A 20,942-nucleotide genomic window follows, 5' to 3' on the forward strand; every position below is an offset into this window, starting at 1 on the left:
TCACGCACTGAAACGAAACGGAGAGACAGATGTTCAAGACACTTGCCACACTCATCAACGGCCAGAACGCCCGCGCCGAGGATCGCGTCCGTGATGCCTTTGCGATCGAGCTGATCGACCAGAAAATTCGCGAAAGCGAGGCCAGCCTGCGCGCAGCCAAAGCGACGCTTGCAAGCCTGATCCAGCGCCAGCGATCCGAGGAAAAGCAACACGCCGGCCTGAAAAACCGCATCAATGACCTGACCAAACGCGCCAAGGAAGCATTGGACAATGACCGCGAAGATCTGGCCACCGAGGCCGCCCGCGCGATTGCCAATATGGAAAACGAATTGGCCGTGCGCAGCGAAACCCTTGATCGTCTGGATCAAAAGGTGGTCCGCCTGCGCACCTCGATCGAAAGCGGGCACCGCCGGATCATCGACCTCAAGCAAGGGGCTATTCAGGCCCGCGCGGTCCGCCGCGAGCAAAACATCCAGATGCAGATGACGAAAACAGGCGTGCAGAATGGCAGCGTGGAAGAGGCCGAAGAACTGATCGCCCGCGTTTTGGGCCGCGACGACCCCTTCGAGCGCAGCGAAATCCTTGCCGACATCAACCGCGACCTTGAAGGCGGCAATCTGACGGACCGCATGGCCGACGCAGGTTTCGGCAATGCCACCCGCGCCACAGCCGATGATGTGCTCGCGCGCCTCAAATCATCCAAGAAGTAAATCAAACCCCTCAATTCACGAAAAAGGACAGACAAATGCTTAAGAACAACTCTGACAACGGCCTGATCATGACAGTCAACCTGCTGGGCGTAGTGATCGCCTACGGCATGCTCGGGATTTCGCTGTGGCTTTCAACCGATGTGCCGCTATCGACCAAAGGTTTCTGGGCCATCTCGGTCATGATGCTGACACTCTCACTCGTGAACTTCGTTAAGTACCGCTTCGACGAACGCATGGCCGAAGACCGCATCCAGCGCATCGAAGACGCCCGCAACGAAAAGCTGCTGGAAGATTACGTTGGCGAAAACCGCTAAGCCCCTCGCACCCTGCCCCATTCGGGGCAGGGCTTTCCTCTTTTCAAAACGCAAGCCCTGCGCCAAAGTCAAATCCATGAAATTCTTACGCCAGTTCGCAGCACGTATCGTTGGCCAGTCCATCCGCATCTTCGCCCGCGCGATCACTGCCGTGCGGGCCGAGTGGAAGGGCATCGAACCCGTCCCGCGCCAGCGCGTCTATTTCGCCAACCACACCAGCAATGCCGACATGCCGATGATCTGGTCGGTGCTGCCGCCCGCAATGCGCCGCACGGTGCGCCCCGTTGCTGCCGCCGATTACTGGCTGAAAAACAAATTGCGCGCCTTTGTCGGCCCGGAAGTCTTCAACTGCGTCCTCGTGGATCGCCGCCCCGAGGTGCAGGACAAACCGATGGACAAGATCATCGCGGCGCTTGACGAAGGATCATCCCTGATCATCTTTCCCGAAGGCAACCGCAACATGACCGAAGACCCGTTGCTGCCCTTCAAGGCGGGGCTTTACAACATGGGCGTCGCGCGACCGGATGTCGATCTGGTGCCCACCTGGGTCGCCAACCTGACCGAAATCATGCCCAAAGGCGAGGTGATCCCCCTGCCCCTGATCTGCACCGTCACCTTTGGTGAACCGATCCATGTGCGTGAGGGCGAGAGTAAGGACGACTTCCTGAAACGTGCCTCCGAGGCGCTCTTGGCCCAACGTCCCGAGGCCCGCCAATGACCAGCACAACAGCGGATATCCTTCTCTTGGCCTTTGGCAGTTTTGGCATCCTGATTGCCCTCACGGTGCTGGGTGAAATCCTGCGCGCACGCCAGCCTGTCCATGACGCCAACCCGATGCTCGACACCTATATGACCCGCGTTCAAAGCTGGTGGGGCATGGTCGCATTCATTGGTGCTGCACTCTTGCTGGGCAAACCGGGGATCATGACGCTGTTTGCCTTCGCCTCATTTGCCGCCCTGCGCGAATTTCTGACGCTGACAACCAAAACACAGGCCGATCACCTGTCGCTGGCGCTGGCCTTCTTTGCGGTTCTGCCCCTGCAATATATCTTTGTCGGCTTCGGCTGGACCGGCCTTTATACTGTGTTCATCCCCGTCTACGCCTTTCTTTTCCTGCCCATGATCTCGGCCTTGCGGGGCAATCCGCAACGCTTTCTTGTGCGCGTCGCGGAAACCCAATGGGCACTGATGATCGCGGTCTTTTGTGTGAGCCACGTGCCCGCGCTGATGTCACTCGACATTGCCGGATATGGCGACCGCTCTGTGCTGCTGATCGCTTTCCTCGTGATGGTCGTACAATTCGGAGACCTGCTGGATTTCTTCTTTGGTCGCCGGATCGGCCGCACCAAGATCGCCCCCGGCCTGTCACCCAAAACATGGGAAGGGCTGGTCTGCGGTGTGCTCAGCGCCATGGTCATCGGCGCAATGCTCAGCTGGATCACACCTTTCGGCCTGTGGGGCGCGGCACTTATGGCGGGCATTGCGTCGCTTGTCGGCATGTTCGGCAACCTCGTGGTCACCGCAATCAAGCGCGACCGCGGTGTGAAAGACTGGTCGCACCTGATCCCCGGACAAGGCGGATTTGTCGATCAACTCGACAGCGTGATCTTCGCGGCGCCGATTTTCTATCAGCTGACCAAGTTTTTCTACACCTGACCCCGACTGATGAACTGCGGCAGCTTGGACAGGTTCTTGGCGACCAATGTCCTGATCCCGCCCACCCCGTGACGGCGGATCGCGCGGTAGTCCTCGCGGCTTTTGCGGATCATATGGGCAAAGGATTTATTGCTTGCACCGCCCATCTTCATGCGCACCATCACCTTGGGTATGTAGGCCAGCCGCACCTGTCCTTGGGTCAGGAACCGCAGCATCCCGTCATAATCCCCCGCGATGCGAAAACTCGTGTCGTAGAGCCCCGCGCGTATAAAGACCTCGCGCCGCAGATAAAGCGTCGGATGCGGCGGCATCCACCCGCGCCGCAGCAAGGCCGCCGAATAGGCCCCCGCTTTCCAATGCCGGATCACACGGCTAGGATCATTGCGGGCAACATATTGCAGGTCACCGTAGACGCCATCAATCGCAGGGTCCTCCAAGGCCTTGGCAACCCATGCAAACACATCTGCGTCCACCAGCTGATCGTCCGCATGCAAGAGCCCGATCACTTCACCTGTCGTGCGCTGGATGCCATGATTGATCGCATCATAAATGCCGGTGTCAGGGCAGGACTCCAGCATCATGTTGCGGTGTCCATGCGCCTGCAAATAGGCAAGCGTCCCGTCGGTCGATCCACCATCCTGCACGATATGCTCGACATCCAGATGCCCTTGGGCCGAAAGGCTTTCCAGCATCGCAGGCAAGGTCGCGCAGCCGTTCATTACTGCGGTTACGACTGAAATCCTCATGCGACCAAGACCTTCTTTGCGGGTACGGGCACAATCACGTCAATGCCCAGAACATCCTTGATCGCCGTGACAGGTGATGCACCATTGGTCGCCATGTAGCGGCGGACCTCGGCCAGCTTTGCGTCGACCAGATAGCGGTACCAGAACCCCTGCAACACATGAAAGGACCGCGCCCGCCTGCCATCGAGAAACCCCAACCGCAGGACGTAGCGGTAAAAGAAATAACCTCCCGCCCGCAGACCCGCAGGCAAACGGGCGTAAATGTGCAGTTTCACCCAGCGTTTGGCGGCTGCGCGGCCATGCCCGGGCAGGACGCCGGCACAGGGCAGAAACCCGAACTCCGCGTTCAGAACATCCACAACCTCGCGACTGGCATAGCCGTTGTGTTTCTGCACCCACCAGTCCAGCGGATGGCGGTTGTCATCAATCACCTGACCGCGCAAATGTCCGGTCGGACCGGAGACCACGATATGCTCATCCATCCACAGCGCCTCGCACCGCCCGCGTCCGTTGCGGAACAGGCGCAGCGTAGGCGTCCGGCAAATGCCGCCATGCCTGACAAGCTGGCCCATGAATTTGATCCCGCGCCCGATGTAATACCCGTCCACATCTTCAGGCAGGCCCGCCCTGATCTCATCGGCAAGGGTCTGGGTCATCACCTCGTCCGCATCCAGTCGCAGCACCCACCCCGGTGTGTCCGTGATCTGGTCCAGCGCCCAGTTGAATTGGACCGCGTGGTTGACCCAACCATGCCGCAGCACCTTGGCACCGTGACGTGCAGCGATCTGCACAGTGCCGTCAGTGGAGCCGCTATCGACCACCAAGATGCGGTCCGCCACATCACGGACCGACAGAATGGCGCGGGCGATGTGTATCGCCTCGTTACAGGTCAGAATGATCACTGTCAGCTGTGTCATGCCATCACCCCGTCAAAGGCATCCTGCGCCAGCCCGCGATACAGATCGGCAAAAGCATCCACCATCGCTGCGGTTGAGAAGTCGCGACGCATCCACGCGCGGCCCCGTGCGCCCATCTGCACGAGATCCTGCGCTGGCAAGGCCAATATCTCGGCCTCCAGATTACTGCGCGGCAGGTCAATGCAGCGGCCGCAGCCGTGCCGTGCAAGGTCTTGCCAAGGCGTGTTCTGGGTCGTCAGCACCGGCACACCGTGGGCCAGCGCCTCGGCCACGACGATCCCGAAGTTTTCCGAATGTGACGGCAGCACAAAGAGATCGGCCTGCGCAAAGGCCGCCGCCTTGGCCGCACCGTCAACATGCCCATGCAGCCGGATACGGCCCGCCGACAGGTTCGCACGCATCTGCAACATGCGCACATATTCGGCATCTCCCGTCCCGTAAATATCTAACGTGAAGTGGGGTGGCAGGCGCGTCATCGCCGCGAAAAGCGCCTCAACACCCTTCTTGGGGTGCAGGCGGCTGAGAAAGAGCAAACGGCACTGCCCGTCACGCGGGCGGCGGGGCGACAATTCCGCAGGAACATCCACCGCATTGGGAATAATGGCGCGGGCAATCTGCCCCAATCGGGCCGTGCCATGCGACGCTTCCTGCGCCGAGGTGACATGCAAAACAGCCCCCTTGGGGCGCAGCAGGTGGGCCAGATGCTCGAACCCGTGTTTGATGCGCCGCTTGGGAGCGTCCGGCCAATCCGCCGTGGCCTGCAATCCGCCACGGGGCGACCAGACCACAGGCTTGCCCATCGCACGCGCCAATACAAAAGCTGGCAAAGTCGGCATGTTGTAGGTGCCTGTCACATGCACGACATCCGCCCAGTGGATCGCCGCAGGCATCCGCGCCAAAAGTCCCGGCGCGATGCAATGTCCCGCCAAGCGCCGCGCATAATGCACAGTATAAGCCAATGGCACCGGCACCACCCGATCTGCAATGGCAGGGCCTGCCGCATCAGCCGTCAGGACCCGCAACTGGACGCCATCCAAGGCGGAAACCCCGTCACAAATCGCCTTGGTGGACCAGATCGGACCGCCCCAATAGGTGGCTGGATAGAACGCGGGAACGATGTGTAGAATCTTCATGCGGCAACCTCCTTGGTGCTGCGCTGGCCGATGATGCGCGCCGGATTACCTGCCACGACGGCCCCGGCTGGCACGTTCCGGGTGACAATCGCGCCAGCACCGATGACCGCATCCGCCCCGATCTGCGCACAGGACGGCAGGATCACTGCACGCGCGCCAATCCAGACGCCGGCACCAATGACCTTGGGTGCAGGACGGGCCAGACTATGCGGATCAAGCCCGTGATCATGGGTGAAAATCAGGGCGTGTTCGGACACCATCACATCATCGTGGATGGTCAGCCCGCCCTCTATGTCCAGATGGGCAAACTGGTTGACCTGCACGCGGTCCCCGACCCGCAGGCAGGCATGCGCGCCCCTGCCCGATACCCCGACACCGCGCCAGAAATAGCAGTCCGCACCCAGTTCAACCTGCGCAGGGCTGTCGAACCGCACCCCCGTCTGAAACCGCGTTCCGGCACCGGTTTTCGCAAGGCTGGCACGGTGCAGCCTTGTCGCCAGCACCGCGCCCGCGCGGCGCATCAAAGCGGCCGCGATGCGTAGGACCCAGAACAGCGCCCTAAACATGTGCCACCCCCGCGGACCTGACAGGGCGCGCGCGCAAACGTGGCACGAAGACCACAATCATCGCCATGATCAGCACGGCCTGTACAACCGCAGCAACGATAAATCCGCTGAACGATGAATGCAGCGTGGCCTGCACGAAAGGGTAAAGCAGAAGGGGATAAAGATAGAACGCGCCAAAGCGCAGGCAGTGACGCGGTGCAAGCAAGACCACCTCGGCGCGCCGATACACCCAGCCCAGCACAAACCCGACAAAGGCCCCCGCCCAGCCGAAATTCATAAACGCCTCGCCGGGACCAGTGACGTTAAAGGCCCCGCCCGTCATCACACCCATCACGTCGCGTTTGAAAAAGACGCCCAGATCAATCGCAGGTTTGTCCAGCCACAGCGCCCGCGGCACCCAGCCGAAGGTCCACCAGCCATAGCTTTCGCCGAGCAGATAGGTCTCCGGCCCGACCTGATCAGTGACCATGACGGCGGCATTGATATCCAGAAAATAGGTGGATCTGACGATCTGTTCCCACAGGCCCGCATCAACACCGCGCAGCGCGGTCATATAGGCAGCCATAGTGAACACGCCGACCGCTCCGCCGATCATCCAGAGTACCGACCGCAGCCCTAGAAAGCTCACCACAATGAGATAGGTCGCGCAGGCGAAAACCAGCAACTCGACCAGTTCAAAGCGGTCCCCCGAGACCAGCGCAATCATCACCAGCAAAAGCGCCAGAACACCTGCCTGCAACATGAGCCACGGCGCACGCAGCACCAGCCCCTGCGCCAGAAGCATCACAAAGGCGCATTTGGGCACGACAAACAGCATCTTGATCCCTGCAAGCGTTGCGCCCACACCGTCGCGGTTCACATTGATCTGCTTGTCCTGATTGAACGCCGTCAAAAGATCAGTGGAAAAGAGCGACATACCACGGGCTTGCAGGATCAGCGCAAAGGTCAGACCCGCCACAGCGAAAGCCGCAACAAACAGCCATCCCTGACGCGCCAAACCGCCCGCGATCAGACGCGCCTCGCGGATCGCCAATCGCGGATCACAGGGCCGCAGCGCCAGGCGATAGCCAAGACACATCAGCATCACAAAGGCCGCCAGATAGCCCGCCCCGCGCAGCATCGCCCCTGCTGTATCGATGAATCTGGTGTAGAAGGCCAAGTCAGGATCAACACTATAAACCGCAACCTTGATCAGGAACCCGAAGGCGCAGAAATAGGCCAGCAAATGCATCGGCGAGACAAGACGCACCAGCCCGTAGCGTTCCCCCATCCAGAACGGGACGATGGTGCACGTCAGCGCCAAGAGGATGATCAGGAGGTTCTCCACTGCCCCTCCTTTGCCAGCCACAACGCCATGGCCGATGTATCAATGCCCAGTTTCCGCCAGACCGCCCACCACAGGGCAAGACCGCCCAGTGACAATGCGCCGACATAGCCCAGCGCATTGGTCAGCGCAGTCAACTCAGCGCCCCACCACGCAAACCACGCCAGATAAAGCCCTGTCATCAACAGCCGCGCGGCCAGTGCAGACCGCTGCAATCCACACAGCGTTGCGACAGTGAAGCTTGATGCCAGCATCACCTGCCCCAACGCCCCAAGCAACAGGACGACAAAGATCATGGACAGCGCTGCCCCAGCGGTTTGCGGAAACATGGCAGGCAAGACCGGCAACACCAAAAAAAGCGCCATGCCAAACAGCGCAAGCCCGGGTAACATCGCAATCTGGCTGCCCTGCGCGCTTGCACGGGCAAGGGCGGCCATGTCACCGGCACCCTTTGCCGCCGACACCGCAGGCCCGCTGACCCATGTCGCCACACTGACAGGCAGCGCCACAAGGTTCGCGACACGGCGCAGCAAGGCATAAACGCCCAAAGCCTCACCGGAAATCACCGCGCCGCCGACAATCAGATCAATCTGCGCCACGACCATACCCGTGACCGATGTCGCCCAGAGCGACAGGCTCAGATAGGGCCGGTACCGCCGCGCCAGAACATGCGTCCCTTGCATTCTCGGGATCGCCCAAAGCACGCCAACCGTGGCGAAACCCGCCATCACCAGCGCACACAGCAAAAGGATGGCTGCAACGCCTGTCTCGGGCAGCACAAGCCCGGCGACACCAAGCGCCACCTGCGGCCCCGCATCGCGCAAGGCCATTGACAGATGCACACTGCCCAGCGCCCGCATGATGCTGGCAAGACAGCCAAGCAGATTGACGCAAAAACCGACACTCATGATGGCCAGCCATGGCATGGCAGGCCAGATCAGCGCCCCGCAACCCCAAGCAACCAGAGCGAGTATTACCGGATAAAGCACAGCGACCCAAAAAATATCTAACGCGCGCAGCCCCCCCCCGTCTGTCAGCACCCGCAGCAAGATCACAGGACCACCCAGCGACACCAGCGTGCCCGCGACAAGCCCGGCCCCCCAAAATGCTGCCAGCCTGCCGAAGGTCTCAAGCCCCAGCCAAGCGGCAAGGCCCAGCATGACAAGGAAATTGACACCAACGATGCCTATCCTCAGGCCCATCGACCCTGTGGCGCCTTGGCCTGCCAACCTTGCTAATCCCGATACTGGCATCACACGAAAACCGTTGCTAAGCGCCGTTAACCAAAGAAGGCGCAGCTTTAGTCCTCATTCATTGTGATTAATTAAAGGTTAACTCCTTTGTGGTGTTTTGCGGGGACGAACCCGGACAGAAACCCAGACCTGGACTGCAATGACACAGCGCAACGACGCCGCCAGACCGGACCCGTATGACGGGTACCGCGACACCTTTGACCGGATCACCCCGCTGGATGTCGCGGCCATGTTGCGCGTCCTGTGGCACGGCAAATGGCTGGTCCTTTGTGTGCTTCTCTTCACAACGGGCGTGACCGGATACTATGCATTCCGGATGGCCCAGCCCCAGTACACGGCTGTGGCAACATCCCACCTTGGCGGTACCGATGATGCAACGTCCGGCATGGCCGCCCCGCAGGACCGCGATGAAACGGCACTGAACACCGCCGCCGCCCTTGTTACCTCGGACCCGGTGCTTACACGTGTCGTCGCGGCGCTGGATCTGCTGGCAGACCCCGAATTCAACCGATACCTTACGCCGACAAAACCCTTTTCGCCCAATGCCTTGCGCACGCAGCTGCGGCACTGGCTGGCCGGCACGACAGAACAGCCCCCCGATGAAGCCGCCATTCTGGACAAGACGATCCAGAACCTGCGCCGCGCACTCACGGTCACCCGCCAGGCCGACACCTATATTCTGCACATCACAGCACAGAGCCACGACGCGGACAAAGCGGTAACGCTCGCCAACACGACGGCGGCGCTTTACCTGACCCATATGGAAGCAGCGCAAAGACAAAAACAGGTCACAACGGAGGCCCTACTGCAAGCGCGCGTCACTGATCTGCGCGCCGAACTCGCGCAGCAAGACGCGCAGGCTGCCGCGATTATCGCCTCGGCGCAAATTCAGGGTGACATTGCATTGGATGCGCTGACGGCACAGGTGCTTGCCGCAGATCAGGACCTGAGCGAAGCACGCAACGCGCTGCGCGCGCTTGAAGTCGCGCCCGACAGCGGAAGCGCGCGCAACACAGCCGAAATCGCGCAACTGCGTGAGAAAATTAACGAAATTGCCGCACTCAAAGACCGGCGCAGCGCACAGCTTTCCGTACAGTCGGAAGGGCATGCAGCCCTGCAACAGATTGCACTTCAAACCGAAGCCACGCGCCTGGTTTATCAAAGCTATCTGGCGCAACTGCAGGAAAACCGGATGCAACAGGGACTGGGCACCGCCGCAGGCTTGCGGATCACACCAGCCACCGAAGGCGCATATGCAGGACCGCAAAAGATGCTGCTTCTGACAATCGCAACCGTTTTGGGCACCATGCTGGGCATTTTCGCGGTCGTCATCCGGCACATGACACGCAAGGGTTTCATTGACGCCAGCAGCCTGCACGATGCCACCGGCCTGCCGGTTCTGGCACAGTTCTCGCGCCGCGCCTTGCGCGATTTCAACAAAGGTGGGCGCGCCTTGGCCACACGACCCCAGACAGGACTTTCGCAAGCGGGCCGCAGGTTGCACACAGCGCTGGCGCTGACCCAGCAAGGCAGTAGCGCAAAGGTGATCCTGTCAACGTCGAGCACAGCCGGCGAAGGCAAAACGCACCATGCGCTCCTTTTGGCGCGGACTCTTGGGATGTCGGGCAAGCGGGTGGTCCTGATCGGCGCAGATACGTGCGATCCACTCTTGCAATCCTTGCTTGGCGCAGGTCCCTTTCTTGCCGCGCAACACAGCTGGACGCACGGCGCACTGGCAACCCACTGCGAAAATCTCGGGGCCGATGTTTTGGTGATCCCCGATATGACAGACCGCCATGCGCCGCTTTTGCCCGACGCGTTGACGCTCAAGCTGGACAGCCTGCGCAAGAGCTATGACCATATCATCATTGACGCACCACCTGTGATGGCCGCTCCCGAGGCGCTGCTATTTGCGCGCCAGTCCGATGCGATCATCTATGCGGTCCGCTGGTCAAAGACCCCGCGCGACATGGTGCAACGCGGCCTTGAGGCACTTCGGGATATCGGGCATCCGGCCACAGGGCTTGTCCTGTCACACATCAACCTGCGCAGGATGCGGCAATGGTCCAACGATCCTTGCCTATCCGCGCTCCATGCGGCGCAAACGCTCTAGGGTCAGAAAAAGGGCCGCACGCGGCGGCCCCAATCTTTACGGCATCACCGAGATCACATGCCGGTTGTAAAACTGCAAAGTATCGCCCTCTTGCAGGGTCAACCCGCCATCCACATTTGCACTGATATAGGCCTTTGCGGGCCAATCAATTGATCCGCTGGCGGTCCGGCCTTCGATATTTGGCAAGACGAACGCATCAAACGCATCAAGCCTGTTGCCCGCCACCGAAAGTGCGCCCGCCTCATGGCCATAAACAAAACTGCCCACGGCTGTGACACCCGTCAAACCCAGCTTGCCGGTGGCGGGAAAGGCCACCAGATCATCCGTCTGGCCCGCATAATCCGCAGGGCTGACGACCGTTCCGTTTTCCGCCGTCAGGGTCTCGATCACCGTCGCCGCTGTTTCGCCTTCCCAGCGGACAAAGGGCAACATGCCGGCATAGAACCATTCCACATCAAAACTGGCGGCGGTGACAGCGACCTGCACAGTGTGGTGGATCGCACCGGCTGTGATCGCGCGGCTGGTCTGGCAGGACGCCAGTGGACCGCTGCCGCCACCTTGCCATGTCGAGGTCTCGACCATCGCGATCCGGCGTCCCACGCTCAGGCCGTTGCCCGTGGTCGCAGGCACCCAGGGCACACCATCAAGTGTGATCGACCGTGCATCCAGCGTATCACGGCCATGGGTCTGTCCACCCACCTCCACGACACTGTCACCGACATCAAGACGCGCGGCATATTCGCGCTCGGACGCATAATCGATGATGGCAAAGCTCGGATAGGTCGGGCGGCTGTCCACCCGCCAATCCAGCGCCCCGTCCGAGGCGATCCCGCTCATGTGGGTCGGGCCCGCTGTGCCGCTGATACCATTGGCACGGGCGGCATAATACATCCCGCCGAATTGCACCTCGTCCCCCATCGCATAGGCCGTGTCCGGCGTCCAAAGCGGCGGCAGGATATGCGGGTCGGCCAAGGCACCCGTGATCGCCACGGCCTCAATCATGATCGCCCCGCCACCGGGCGTGGCGGCACCACCAAAGCTCAGGGTGACAGTGTGTTCGCCCGTCAGGCCACTCGCCACCTTGATCGACTGGCGACGGGTCAGATCGGTCGCGGAATAGCTCGAAAAGGCCTTAAAGCCCAAACCGGCAGGATCGGTGATTTCATTCACCAGCGTCTGCGCACCATCAATCTCGACCTTCACGTAGCCGCCACTGGTGCGACCGGTATAGTTGATCCACATGTCATAGCGCGCCTCCCTGTCCACCTGCACGGTGGCACTGGCGCCGGTTGACCCGGTGCTGATCGCGCGATTGCCGGTATAGCTGGCCGCGAACCCCGACCCCGAGGTCTGCAATTGCGACCAACTGCCCGCCAGGGTCATGCGGCCCACAGGATAGACATTGCGCAGTTCAACCAGTTGCGTTTCACGCCATGACATCCGCATTGTCGGATCCGTCTGGTCCAGACGCAGACGGGCCGCATGATGGGGTCCCACTTCGGTCCAGATGGTCAGACCATCCTCAAAACCGGGCGCAAGAGCGACAGACCGGCCCCCGCCATGGGCAAAGAACGCAGCCATCGGCTGCGGTGCGGGCACAAGGCCCGATACCGCAGCCGGCGAAAGCTCTAAACCAATCATGCTCAGTACCACGCCACCAGTTGCGCCGTGGTTCCGGAGGCCAGGACGCGGGCAGGCCGGATTGATAGCACAGTCCCTGCCGCCAGATTATAGGCAACGATCTCTCCGGCGGCATCCTGTAAGGCGACAGTGCCTGCCGTATTGACGTAGAGCGCACGCGGCCGCACCGGCAAGTCCGAAACATCAGAAGGTGCGATTACATAGTGCGCGACGGCTGGCGAGGTCAGGTTCACATAATCGGTGTCAAAAGGATCAGGCATTCTCGGTCTCCAGTTAGGAATGAACCTCAATGCTTAAGAACCTAAACTTACCAATCGCCTCGATGAGCGTCCGTAGGACCACGCAACACCTTCAGCGTCTGCCCCAGATATGTCCTAACCCTAGCGCCCCTTGCGTCGTGCAATCACACACAGCGTGCGCCACGCGATCCACAGATCAAAACGCAGGCTGGCATGCGCGATGTAGTAGTGGTCAGCCGCAACCTTACGCCTGATTCCCTTCATGCCGTCCACATAGCCGATCTCGGTTTGCGCAAGACCGCTGATCCCCGGCATGACCTGATGACGTGCGGCGTAGCCGGGCACCTGTTGTTGATAGGCGAGCGCGTGATCAAAAAGGTCGGGACGCGGGCCGATCAGGCTCATCTCTCCGCGCAAGACATTCAGGATTTGGGGCAGTTCATCAATCCGGCATTTGCGCAATAGTGCCCCGAGCTTGGAAATGCGATCTTCCTCCAAGCGGTCAAAAGCGCCCCGTGTTTGCGTTACGACATGACGCATTGAGCGGAACTTATAGGCCATGAACGGCTGACCCGCATATCCCATGCGCAACTGCCGATGCATCAAAGACCCGCGATTGAACAGAGGGTTGAACACCAGCAAGCCCGCGGCAATCGTCGCCAAGACAGGCAGCAATAACGCGGACAAAGCGATATCAAAGACCCGTTTGGACCAATGCATCTGGCGCGAAGGTAAGTGAACGTCTTCCAAGACAGACCGAGTGGTCACATCTAGGATATCCTCCTGAAAATCAAACATTGCTGATTGCACTCTCACAAACCCGACAGACACGTCAGACAATGTCCTTCGCTGCCAACAGCTTTCACGAAGAACGTTAAAGAGTGATTAAGGTTAAACTTGACCCGAAAAAACGGTCCTAAGCAGGTCGGCCTACCCTGTGCAAATGGCGATCCGAGAAGGAATCGAACCCTCAACCTGCTGATTAGAAGTCAGCTGCTCTATCCAATTGAGCTATCGGACCGCGTGTATTGGGTATCGCGCGTGATGCAGGGCTTTGGCAAGCCCCAAGAGGCGCTAATGCGTCCAAGCCCCACGACGATTGGTGGCGAAATTCTCGCCATATCCTCCGGGGCGGATATTCGCTTTGCGCGGCTTGGGCTCGCGGACAACCGCATCGATGCCATGTTCGCGCGCGTATTCCAAAGCCGCCTCTTTGCTGTCGAATTCCAGCTTGACCTGCGCCTGCGTATCCGAAGACGAGGTCCAGCCCATCAGCGGATCAACCTCACGCGCCGTTTCGGCCACATGTTCCAGAACCCAATGCTTGGTCTTGGCCGTGCCTGACGACATGGCTGTCTTTGCTGGCTTATAGATTCGTGCGCGCATCGCGGTCTCCCTTGGCTGGTCTCTATATGTGCAAACTGTCGTGATGACGCAAGCATTTGCCGCATCACACACCAAAATCTTCCAAGATTTTGGCCCAGAATTTTTGAAAATTCTGGCCGCTTACGCCCACTCACCACCCCGCATCACCGGCACGCGCGCACCTGTCTTGGTAATCCCGTCAATATCCACCGCATCCGACCCCATCATCCAGTCAACGTGGATAATGCTCTGGTTGCCGCCCTTCTGCTTCAATTCTTCAGGCGACAACTCTGATCCGCCTTCAATCGTATCGGCATAGCACTGGCCCAGCGCGATATGGCACGACGCGTTCTCATCAAAGAGCGTGTTGTAGAACAGTGTTCCTGACTGGCTGATGGGGCTGGAATGCGGCACCAAGGCCACCTCGCCGATCCGGCTTGCACCATCATCAGTTTTGAGCAGCGACTGCAACACATCTTCGCCCTTGCTGGCGGTCGCCTCGACAATCCGCCCCGCCTCGAAGCGCACGGCGATATCCTCGATGACAGACCCCTGATGCGCCAGCGGCTTGGTCGCGGCCACCGTGCCATCGACCTTATAGGCATGCGGGCAGGTAAAGACCTCTTCAGTGGGAATATTCGGCTGACAGGTCACACCATTCAGCGCAGGCGACGCACCGCCTTTCCAGATATGCCCCTCGGCCAGCCCCAACATCAGATCCGTACCCGGCCCCGTATAGTGCAGCGCCGAAAAGTTCTGGTCATTCAGCCAGTTCACCCGCTCTTTCAGGGTGGCGGTATGCGCCGCCCAATTCGCCACAGGATCATCGCCCTCCAAACGCGAGGCCGCATAAATCGCGTCCATCAACTTGCCCTGTGCCTCTTCCACCGGCAGATCGGGAAACACCTTTGCCGCCCATGCAGCACCCGGGTAGGCCACGATATTCCAGTTTACCTCGAACCCGACAATCGGCCCCATCGCGGGTTTGGCGGCAAGCGACGTTGCCTTGCTCAGCCGTGCCACCTTGGCAGGGTCCTGGCCCGCCAGGAGCATCGGGTCATCGCCGGTGATCGCCATCCGCGCAGCCCCGCCTTTGAACGCAGCCGCCATCCCCTCAAAAAACCAGTTCGGCGCCCGATCAAAGCTTTCATCGGGCGCATGTTCATAGCGCGCCAAGGTGATCGCATCATCGTTGAAAAAAGGCGTCACAATCCCTGCCCCTGCCTTATAGGCATGGACCGTAATCCGACGCACCAGATCAAGGGCGGCCATGGGTGCTGTAATGACCAGATCCTGCCCTGGTTGCAGGTTCACACCTGTGCGCACCGCCACTTCGGCAAGACGGTCAAGTTTGACGGGATCAATATAGTCGGACATGGGGCACCTCGATTGTTTGCGCTGACACTATTGCGTGACGCGCCAAGGTCAACCAACTGCGCATCAGCGCCAAGCGTCAAAAGACCCGCTGCGCGGCCCGGCGCACTTCAAAACCGCCGCCTTCAAGATTGGTGCAGGTCACACCCGAGAGCTCTGACTGGCAAGTGATACCATCCAGTATTGCGCGGCGTCCGTATGGCAGCACATTAGACGGCTCTGGCAGGCGATCCGGCTCTGTCACACAAACTAGACGGCCACGCCCCGTCTGATCGACACCAAAGGTTGTCCCCCAATCGCCCTCACAGGACGCCGGACGATCGGTATAGCTCTGGACATCCACACCCAGATCACACCGTACAGCCAGCGGCGCACCGCGGGTCATTTCACAGCGGATATTCCCGGAGGGAGACTGGAAAGCAATATCAGCATGCACCGCGCCAATGCCGCCGCAAACAGCAAGCACCACCGCCGAGACACAGCGGCTTAGAGGGAATGACAATACACTACTCTTCACTTCGAAAGAGTTAACACGATCATTGGGCGAGTCAAAACTCACACTCATGCGACCAAAAGTGAGGGGGCGTATTGGAAACAGTGCTGCACGGATCATCACCTCTGTTGCGATCGCGAAAGCTGCAACAGACACGTGGCACCCACGCGACAGGTTACTCCTGACACGTCCTGTCAGCAGCCACCCTTGAACCCCACCTCAAACACATCAACTATAGGGCAACCCCAAAGGACCGATCCCAATGGCCTACGCCCAGACCGATAAACGCGAGATAGAACAATTCCTCGCCAATCCCGCCCCCGACGTCAAAACCCGCGAAAAGCTGGAAGGCGGCAAGCAATTCGTGCTGAAAACCGAGTTTGAACCGGCTGGCGACCAGCCCACCGCGATCAAGGAACTCTCCGAGGGGATCATGAACGGTGAACGCGATCAGGTGCTTTTGGGCGCAACGGGTACCGGCAAAACCTTCACCATGGCCAAAATGATTGAAGAGACCCAACGCCCCGCGATCATCCTTGCGCCCAACAAAACTCTCGCAGCGCAGCTTTATGGTGAATTCAAAGGCTTCTTTCCTGATAACGCCGTCGAGTATTTCGTGTCCTACTACGACTACTACCAGCCCGAGGCTTATGTCGCCCGCTCGGACACCTATATCGAGAAAGAAAGCCAGATCAACGAACAGATCGACCGGATGCGCCACTCGGCCACCCGCGCGCTGCTGGAACGCGACGATGTGATCATCGTGGCCTCTGTGTCGTGCATCTACGGTATCGGGTCGGTCGAAACCTATGGGGCCATGACGCAGGATATCCACGCGGGCAACGATTATGACCAGCGCCAGATCATCGCCGACCTGATCGCCCAGCAATACCGCCGCAACGATGCCGCCTTCCAGCGCGGCACCTTCCGCGTGCGCGGCGACAGCCTCGAAATTTGGCCTGCCCACTTGGATGACCGTGCATGGAAACTCTCGTTCTTTGGCGAAGAGCTGGAATCCATCACCGAATTCGACCCGCTGACGGGCGAGAAAACGGGCAGCTTCGACAAGGTGCGCATCTACGCCAATTCGCACTATGTGACGCCAAAGCCCACAATGCAGCAGGCCATCATCGGGATCAAAAAAGAGCTGCGCATGCGGCTCGACCAACTGGTTGCTGACGGCAAACTGCTCGAGGCGCAGCGGCTGGAACAGCGCACAAACTTTGATCTGGAGATGCTCGAGGCGACAGGCGTTTGCAACGGCATCGAGAACTATTCGCGCTACCTGACAGGCCGTGCACCGGGTGAGCCGCCCCCAACGCTGTTCGAATTCATCCCCGACAACGCCATCGTCTTTGCCGACGAAAGCCACGTCTCGGTCCCGCAGATCGGCGGCATGTACAAGGGTGACTACCGGCGCAAATTCACGCTGGCCGAACATGGTTTCCGCCTGCCCTCCTGCATGGATAACCGGCCCCTGAAATTCGAGGAATGGGACGCCATGCGCCCGCAATCGGTCTTCGTCTCGGCCACGCCCGCCGCGTGGGAGCTGGAACAGACCGGCGGTGTCTTCACCGAGCAGATCATCCGCCCCACAGGCCTGATTGATCCACAGATCGAAATTCGCCCCGTGGATATGCAGGTTGACGACCTGCTGGACGAGGTCCGCAAAGTCGCCGCAGACGGCTACCGCACGCTGGTCACAACCCTGACCAAACGCATGGCCGAGGACCTGACCGAATACATGCACGAACAGGGCATCCGTGTGCGCTATATGCACTCGGATATCGACACGATCGAACGGATCGAAATCCTGCGCGACCTGCGGCTTGGGGCCTTTGACGTGCTGATCGGGATCAACCTGCTGCGCGAGGGGCTCGATATCCCTGAATGTGGGCTGGTGGCGATCCTGGATGCGGATAAAGAAGGCTTCCTGCGCTCGGAAACATCCCTTGTCCAGACCATCGGCCGCGCCGCGCGCAACGCCGAGGGCCGTGTGATCATGTACGCCGACCGGATCACCGGTTCGATGGAACGCGCGATGAAGGAAACCGAACGCCGCCGCGCCAAACAACTCGCCTATAACGAAGAGCATGGCATCACCCCGATGACGGTCAAAAAGAACGTCGAGGATATTCTGGCGGGCCTCTACAAAGGCGACGTCGACATGAACCGCGTCACCGCCAAGGTCGACAAACCGATGGCGGGTGCGAATTTGCAGGCCGTGCTTGACGGTCTGCGGACCGACATGCGCAAAGCCGCCGAAAACCTCGAATTCGAAGAGGCCGCGCGCCTGCGGGACGAAGTGAAACGGCTGGAAACCGTCGAACTCACGATCTCGGACGACCCACTGGCACGGCAACAGGCCGTGGATAAAGCCGTCGACGACGCGCAGAAGGCGTCAGGTCGGAGTACTGGCGGGCGTGGTGGGATGCGTGGCGGGAAAAGCAGGTATGGGGGGAAGCGGTGAAAAAGTGCCTATTCTGCTGCGCCAATTTGGTTTCTGCCTCAAACCATCCGCAAAGAGGAACTAGAGAGCACATATTCCCGAAATGGCTTCTAGAAGATAAAGACGCCAAAAAACATCCAATTTCGTTCTCTCATTTAGAGATGGCACGCGAGGATGGAAATTCACTTCAATTGACGCCACCTGAACCCCACCGGAGGCTAGCCCTAAATTCATTTTTGTTGGGGAATGTTTGCGCGAGTTGCAATAATGGATGGATGTCAACTCTTGAGAACGACGTAAAGAATGATCTCATAGTTTTGTCTCGAGGTTCTAGCACAACGATAAGAGATCGTGAAAAGCTGGCTATTTGGTGTGTAAAGACAGCATTCACATTGTCAGAGTATCTACAACCGAATGTGGGCGCGCTACCGAAAGAAATAGGTGGAAATCTTCACAGGGTTCGCGATCATCTTCCGACGGATACGGCAGTATTTTACGTTCCGTCCACAAATAAGCAGTTTTGGTTTTCGATACCTTCCACCCACCAAATAATAGCCGGTGATCAAACATCTGCCAAAAAACTATGGAGCAGGTCGTCTAAAATTGTCTTTCAAGTTGGAAAAGCAATCTTCCAAGTGGTGCACGCGCCGGACGCCAGAGAGATAAGTTACAATCTAAAGGACTGTGTTCTTTTAGGAGCAAGTTTGAAGATAAGACCGCAGTTAGGTTCATCTGTCCGAGACACTGGTATCAAAGATGATCTTTTCGTTTTCATGATGTCAAATTCGTTGCTGGCTTGAGGCGCGACGAAGCCGTAGAGTGGGTGAAACCCACGCGCCGCTACATCGGTGGGTTTCACCCACCCTACCCCCATGCAGTCCCGGACTTGATCTGGGACTTCAAGGCACCCAAAACCCCGCCCGGCATCGCCGGGCAGCGGCCGACCTCCCCCCGGAGGCCGCTTTTGCAACGTCGCAATCTGCATCCCCCTCAGACGTGCTGCGACCACACACCGCCAAACACCCCTCCGAAGCGTCCACCAGGTCGGCCGCTGCCCTATGTTGTGCAACCCCACAAACACGCAGCCCCTGACCTGATCAGGGACCTCAACGCCTGCCCCCACCGCGCGTTGCGTCGCCGCGGCCTTGCCCACCGCCGCGCGCCGCCTACATTTCCCTCATGCGCACCGCTCTCGCCTTCCTCCTCCTCGCTTCCCCCGCCGCCGCGTGGGAGTTTTCGGCCTCCCCGATCTGCACCCTGACGGACACGCAAGCGGCAGGTGAAATCACCGTCACCTACGACCCTGCAATCACGGAATATGCCGTCACCGTGACCCTGCCCCAAGGGCGCTGGGCCGGTGATCCGGTCTTTGGCATGGCCTTTGCCAATGACCGTCCGATCAGCATCCAGACTGACCGCCATAGCGTCAGCCCCGATGGCCGCAGCATCACCGTGAAAGACCGTGGGTTTGGCAATGTTCTGGACGGGTTAGAGTTTAACGCCCGCGCCTACGCCATACTGGGTGACACGACCGTCGGCTTTGATCTGGACGGGATTGGCCCCGCCATGACCGCCTTTCGCAACTGCCCCGCCGCCAACCTTGCCTAATGACCGACCCGATCAACCCGACCGACGATAGCGCCCGCGCACTGGCCCAAAACCTGTTGCAAAACACCCGCTTCGCCGCCCTCGCCGTCACCCATCCCGACAGCGGCGCACCCTATGTCGCCCGCACGGCGATGCTCTGGCACGAAGGCGCGCTTCTGACGCTGGTCTCGACGCTGTCACTGCATACAAAGGCGCTTGCCAAGAACCCCGCCTGTGCTGCGCTGATCGGTGAGCCGGGCGCGAAAGGTGATCCGCTTACACATTCGCGCATGACATTGATGTGCACGGCCCACGAGGTTGATAAATCCGCCTTTAAGGCGACGTGGCTGGCGGCCATTCCCAAAGCGAAACTATACTATGATTTCAGCGACTTCAGGCTGTATGCACTGGCGGTCTCCGAGGCGCATCTCAACGGCGGTTTCGGCAAGGCGTTCACCCTAGGCGCGGGCGACCTGCGCGTTTAGTTTCCCCCGCCAGACAACAGTGCCTTCGCGCCATGTGCCATCAAGCAGAACACCCTTCTTCGCGGCATGCGGAAACTGGACCCGCCAATCGCGATATTTGTCATTGCTGACAACACGCAAACCGTGATCCGTAGCCATCGACAGGATCGACACATCCGCAATCACCCCTCTGTTGACAACGCAAATATGCTCCTGCGGGACACCCAAAAGCGGGGCCAGTTTCGCCTCGCTATAGTAATGATCATCAAGGACATAGCCCACACTGGCATCGAAAAACACAATCGGCGTATGGCCTGCGCGTTCAAGGCTGCGCAGCACTTGGGCCAGAATTTTGGCCGACGGTTCAGGCCCCCAATGCATTACGTTCGAGCCATCCACCAGAATGGCGTTTGGCGGCAGCGTATCTTGGGGCGCAAGAGGGACCGGTGGCGTGCGCAGCAACCGCGCCCACAGCAAAATAACAAAACCCAACAAAGCGGGCGCAAGTAAGAGAAGGTCAGAAGCTGCCATAGCGTGAATGAAGTAAGGGCGAGGGATCTCTACCCTCGCCCCTGTCGTTCAGGTTGTCAATGAATTG

Annotated in this window: 21 protein-coding genes and 1 tRNA gene; 8 read left to right on the forward strand and 14 right to left on the reverse strand. The window is 59.6% G+C overall.

Going from position 1 to position 20,942, the window contains the following annotated elements; all coding sequences use genetic code 11:
• Positions 1 to 29 precede the first annotated feature (29 nt).
• The 4 genes from B0B09_RS08950 (at position 30) to B0B09_RS08965 (ending at position 2,680) form a co-directional block, all read left to right on the forward strand.
• The gene (locus B0B09_RS08950; RefSeq protein WP_076659268.1) at positions 30 to 710 is read left to right on the forward strand and encodes a PspA/IM30 family protein; all 681 of its coding nucleotides are present in this window, start codon (positions 30 to 32) and stop codon (positions 708 to 710) included.
• 35 nt (positions 711 to 745) lie between these two features.
• Positions 746 to 1,024 carry a hypothetical protein gene (locus tag B0B09_RS08955; protein WP_055294159.1) on the forward strand — a complete coding sequence of 93 codons (279 nt, stop codon included), beginning with the start codon at positions 746 to 748 and terminating at the stop codon, positions 1,022 to 1,024.
• A gap of 76 nt (positions 1,025 to 1,100) precedes the next feature.
• Positions 1,101 to 1,742: a lysophospholipid acyltransferase family protein gene (locus B0B09_RS08960; protein WP_076659269.1), complete on the forward strand. Its 642-nt coding sequence runs from the start codon at positions 1,101 to 1,103 to the stop codon at positions 1,740 to 1,742.
• Positions 1,739 to 2,680 (forward strand): phosphatidate cytidylyltransferase, encoded by a 942-nt coding sequence (locus tag B0B09_RS08965; RefSeq protein ID WP_076659270.1) that lies wholly within the window; start codon positions 1,739 to 1,741, stop codon positions 2,678 to 2,680. The genes B0B09_RS08960 and B0B09_RS08965 overlap by 4 nt, the downstream gene beginning before the upstream one ends.
• Here B0B09_RS08965 and B0B09_RS08970 read toward each other — a convergent pair.
• The 6 genes from B0B09_RS08970 to B0B09_RS08995 are packed head-to-tail and all read right to left on the reverse strand — an operon-like array spanning position 2,671 to position 8,568.
• Positions 2,671 to 3,426, reverse strand: coding sequence for a glycosyltransferase family 2 protein (locus tag B0B09_RS08970; RefSeq protein ID WP_055294154.1), 756 nt, complete (start codon positions 3,424 to 3,426; stop codon positions 2,671 to 2,673). The genes B0B09_RS08965 and B0B09_RS08970 overlap by 10 nt on opposite strands.
• On the reverse strand, positions 3,423 to 4,343 hold the full coding sequence (locus tag B0B09_RS08975; protein ID WP_076659271.1) for a glycosyltransferase family 2 protein: 921 nt from the start codon (positions 4,341 to 4,343) through the stop codon (positions 3,423 to 3,425). Before B0B09_RS08975 ends, B0B09_RS08970 begins: the two co-directional genes overlap by 4 nt.
• Positions 4,340 to 5,476 (reverse strand): glycosyltransferase, encoded by a 1,137-nt coding sequence (locus B0B09_RS08980; protein WP_076659272.1) that lies wholly within the window; start codon positions 5,474 to 5,476, stop codon positions 4,340 to 4,342. The genes B0B09_RS08975 and B0B09_RS08980 overlap by 4 nt, the downstream gene beginning before the upstream one ends.
• Positions 5,473 to 6,042 carry an acyltransferase gene (locus B0B09_RS08985; protein WP_076659273.1) on the reverse strand — a complete coding sequence of 190 codons (570 nt, stop codon included), beginning with the start codon at positions 6,040 to 6,042 and terminating at the stop codon, positions 5,473 to 5,475. The genes B0B09_RS08980 and B0B09_RS08985 overlap by 4 nt, the downstream gene beginning before the upstream one ends.
• Positions 6,035 to 7,369, reverse strand: a complete 1,335-nt coding sequence (locus B0B09_RS08990) for an oligosaccharide repeat unit polymerase (RefSeq protein WP_076659274.1) — start codon at positions 7,367 to 7,369, stop codon at positions 6,035 to 6,037. The genes B0B09_RS08985 and B0B09_RS08990 overlap by 8 nt, the downstream gene beginning before the upstream one ends.
• Complete coding sequence (locus tag B0B09_RS08995; protein ID WP_084190767.1) at positions 7,354 to 8,568, reverse strand: lipopolysaccharide biosynthesis protein; 1,215 nt, start codon at positions 8,566 to 8,568, stop codon at positions 7,354 to 7,356. Before B0B09_RS08995 ends, B0B09_RS08990 begins: the two co-directional genes overlap by 16 nt.
• 190 nt (positions 8,569 to 8,758) lie before the next feature.
• Here B0B09_RS08995 and B0B09_RS09000 point away from each other — a divergent pair, with 190 nt between their 5' ends.
• Positions 8,759 to 10,732, forward strand: a complete 1,974-nt coding sequence (locus B0B09_RS09000; RefSeq protein WP_076659276.1) for a GumC family protein — start codon at positions 8,759 to 8,761, stop codon at positions 10,730 to 10,732.
• Positions 10,733 to 10,768: 36 nt separating this feature from the next.
• Here the strand turns inward: B0B09_RS09000 and B0B09_RS09005 are convergent, their stop codons facing one another.
• From B0B09_RS09005 to B0B09_RS09035, 7 genes are all read right to left on the reverse strand, one after another.
• Positions 10,769 to 12,373 carry a hypothetical protein gene (locus B0B09_RS09005; RefSeq protein ID WP_076659277.1) on the reverse strand — a complete coding sequence of 535 codons (1,605 nt, stop codon included), beginning with the start codon at positions 12,371 to 12,373 and terminating at the stop codon, positions 10,769 to 10,771.
• A 2-nt stretch (positions 12,374 to 12,375) separates the two neighbouring features.
• Complete coding sequence (locus B0B09_RS09010; protein WP_055294139.1) at positions 12,376 to 12,633, reverse strand: spike base protein, RCAP_Rcc01079 family; 258 nt, start codon at positions 12,631 to 12,633, stop codon at positions 12,376 to 12,378.
• A 120-nt stretch (positions 12,634 to 12,753) separates the two neighbouring features.
• Complete coding sequence (locus B0B09_RS09015) at positions 12,754 to 13,410, reverse strand: sugar transferase (RefSeq protein WP_084190814.1); 657 nt, start codon at positions 13,408 to 13,410, stop codon at positions 12,754 to 12,756.
• A 146-nt stretch (positions 13,411 to 13,556) separates the two neighbouring features.
• Positions 13,557 to 13,633: transfer RNA gene (locus tag B0B09_RS09020), tRNA-Arg, on the reverse strand.
• Positions 13,634 to 13,686: 53 nt separating this feature from the next.
• Positions 13,687 to 13,998 (reverse strand): ETC complex I subunit, encoded by a 312-nt coding sequence (locus B0B09_RS09025; protein WP_055294137.1) that lies wholly within the window; start codon positions 13,996 to 13,998, stop codon positions 13,687 to 13,689.
• Between the two features lie 120 nt (positions 13,999 to 14,118).
• Positions 14,119 to 15,354 carry an aminopeptidase gene (locus B0B09_RS09030; RefSeq protein ID WP_076659278.1) on the reverse strand — a complete coding sequence of 412 codons (1,236 nt, stop codon included), beginning with the start codon at positions 15,352 to 15,354 and terminating at the stop codon, positions 14,119 to 14,121.
• Positions 15,355 to 15,430: 76 nt separating this feature from the next.
• On the reverse strand, positions 15,431 to 15,868 hold the full coding sequence (locus B0B09_RS09035) for a DUF6636 domain-containing protein (RefSeq protein ID WP_131825019.1): 438 nt from the start codon (positions 15,866 to 15,868) through the stop codon (positions 15,431 to 15,433).
• Positions 15,869 to 16,106: 238 nt separating this feature from the next.
• Between B0B09_RS09035 and uvrB the strand changes: the two genes are divergently transcribed.
• The 3 genes from uvrB (at position 16,107) to B0B09_RS09050 (ending at position 20,365) form a co-directional block, all read left to right on the forward strand.
• Complete coding sequence (uvrB, locus tag B0B09_RS09040) at positions 16,107 to 18,314, forward strand: excinuclease ABC subunit UvrB (RefSeq protein ID WP_076659280.1); 2,208 nt, start codon at positions 16,107 to 16,109, stop codon at positions 18,312 to 18,314.
• A gap of 1,158 nt (positions 18,315 to 19,472) precedes the next feature.
• Positions 19,473 to 19,901: an excinuclease ABC subunit B gene (locus B0B09_RS09045; protein WP_076659281.1), complete on the forward strand. Its 429-nt coding sequence runs from the start codon at positions 19,473 to 19,475 to the stop codon at positions 19,899 to 19,901.
• Positions 19,901 to 20,365, forward strand: coding sequence for a pyridoxamine 5'-phosphate oxidase family protein (locus tag B0B09_RS09050; RefSeq protein WP_076659282.1), 465 nt, complete (start codon positions 19,901 to 19,903; stop codon positions 20,363 to 20,365). The genes B0B09_RS09045 and B0B09_RS09050 overlap by 1 nt, the downstream gene beginning before the upstream one ends.
• On the opposite strand, the gene B0B09_RS09055 is transcribed toward B0B09_RS09050, so the two are convergent.
• Positions 20,339 to 20,836: an NYN domain-containing protein gene (locus B0B09_RS09055; RefSeq protein ID WP_242654368.1), complete on the reverse strand. Its 498-nt coding sequence runs from the start codon at positions 20,834 to 20,836 to the stop codon at positions 20,339 to 20,341. The genes B0B09_RS09050 and B0B09_RS09055 overlap by 27 nt on opposite strands.
• Between the last annotated feature and the right edge of the window lie 106 nt (positions 20,837 to 20,942).

The sequence above is a fragment of the Yoonia rosea genome (genome assembly GCF_900156505.1).
Lineage (GTDB): Bacteria > Pseudomonadota > Alphaproteobacteria > Rhodobacterales > Rhodobacteraceae > Yoonia > Yoonia rosea.

Excerpts from the sequence above, each read along its gene's own strand:
- B0B09_RS08950 (WP_076659268.1), top strand. The coding sequence starts at position 30 with ATGTTCAAGACACTTGCCACACTCATCAACGGCCAGAACGCCCGCGCC.
- B0B09_RS08955 (WP_055294159.1), top strand. The coding sequence starts at position 746 with ATGCTTAAGAACAACTCTGACAACGGCCTGATCATGACAGTCAACCTG.
- B0B09_RS08960 (WP_076659269.1), top strand. The coding sequence starts at position 1,101 with ATGAAATTCTTACGCCAGTTCGCAGCACGTATCGTTGGCCAGTCCATC.
- B0B09_RS08965 (WP_076659270.1), top strand. The coding sequence starts at position 1,739 with ATGACCAGCACAACAGCGGATATCCTTCTCTTGGCCTTTGGCAGTTTT.
- B0B09_RS08970 (WP_055294154.1), bottom strand. The coding sequence starts at position 3,426 with ATGAGGATTTCAGTCGTAACCGCAGTAATGAACGGCTGCGCGACCTTG.
- B0B09_RS08975 (WP_076659271.1), bottom strand. The coding sequence starts at position 4,343 with ATGACACAGCTGACAGTGATCATTCTGACCTGTAACGAGGCGATACAC.
- B0B09_RS08980 (WP_076659272.1), bottom strand. The coding sequence starts at position 5,476 with ATGAAGATTCTACACATCGTTCCCGCGTTCTATCCAGCCACCTATTGG.
- B0B09_RS08985 (WP_076659273.1), bottom strand. The coding sequence starts at position 6,042 with ATGTTTAGGGCGCTGTTCTGGGTCCTACGCATCGCGGCCGCTTTGATG.
- B0B09_RS08995 (WP_084190767.1), bottom strand. The coding sequence starts at position 8,568 with ATGGGCCTGAGGATAGGCATCGTTGGTGTCAATTTCCTTGTCATGCTG.
- B0B09_RS09000 (WP_076659276.1), top strand. The coding sequence starts at position 8,759 with ATGACACAGCGCAACGACGCCGCCAGACCGGACCCGTATGACGGGTAC.
- B0B09_RS09005 (WP_076659277.1), bottom strand. The coding sequence starts at position 12,373 with ATGATTGGTTTAGAGCTTTCGCCGGCTGCGGTATCGGGCCTTGTGCCC.
- B0B09_RS09010 (WP_055294139.1), bottom strand. The coding sequence starts at position 12,633 with ATGCCTGATCCTTTTGACACCGATTATGTGAACCTGACCTCGCCAGCC.
- B0B09_RS09015 (WP_084190814.1), bottom strand. The coding sequence starts at position 13,410 with ATGTTTGATTTTCAGGAGGATATCCTAGATGTGACCACTCGGTCTGTC.
- B0B09_RS09025 (WP_055294137.1), bottom strand. The coding sequence starts at position 13,998 with ATGCGCGCACGAATCTATAAGCCAGCAAAGACAGCCATGTCGTCAGGC.
- B0B09_RS09030 (WP_076659278.1), bottom strand. The coding sequence starts at position 15,354 with ATGTCCGACTATATTGATCCCGTCAAACTTGACCGTCTTGCCGAAGTG.
- uvrB (WP_076659280.1), top strand. The coding sequence starts at position 16,107 with ATGGCCTACGCCCAGACCGATAAACGCGAGATAGAACAATTCCTCGCC.
- B0B09_RS09045 (WP_076659281.1), top strand. The coding sequence starts at position 19,473 with ATGCGCACCGCTCTCGCCTTCCTCCTCCTCGCTTCCCCCGCCGCCGCG.
- B0B09_RS09050 (WP_076659282.1), top strand. The coding sequence starts at position 19,901 with ATGACCGACCCGATCAACCCGACCGACGATAGCGCCCGCGCACTGGCC.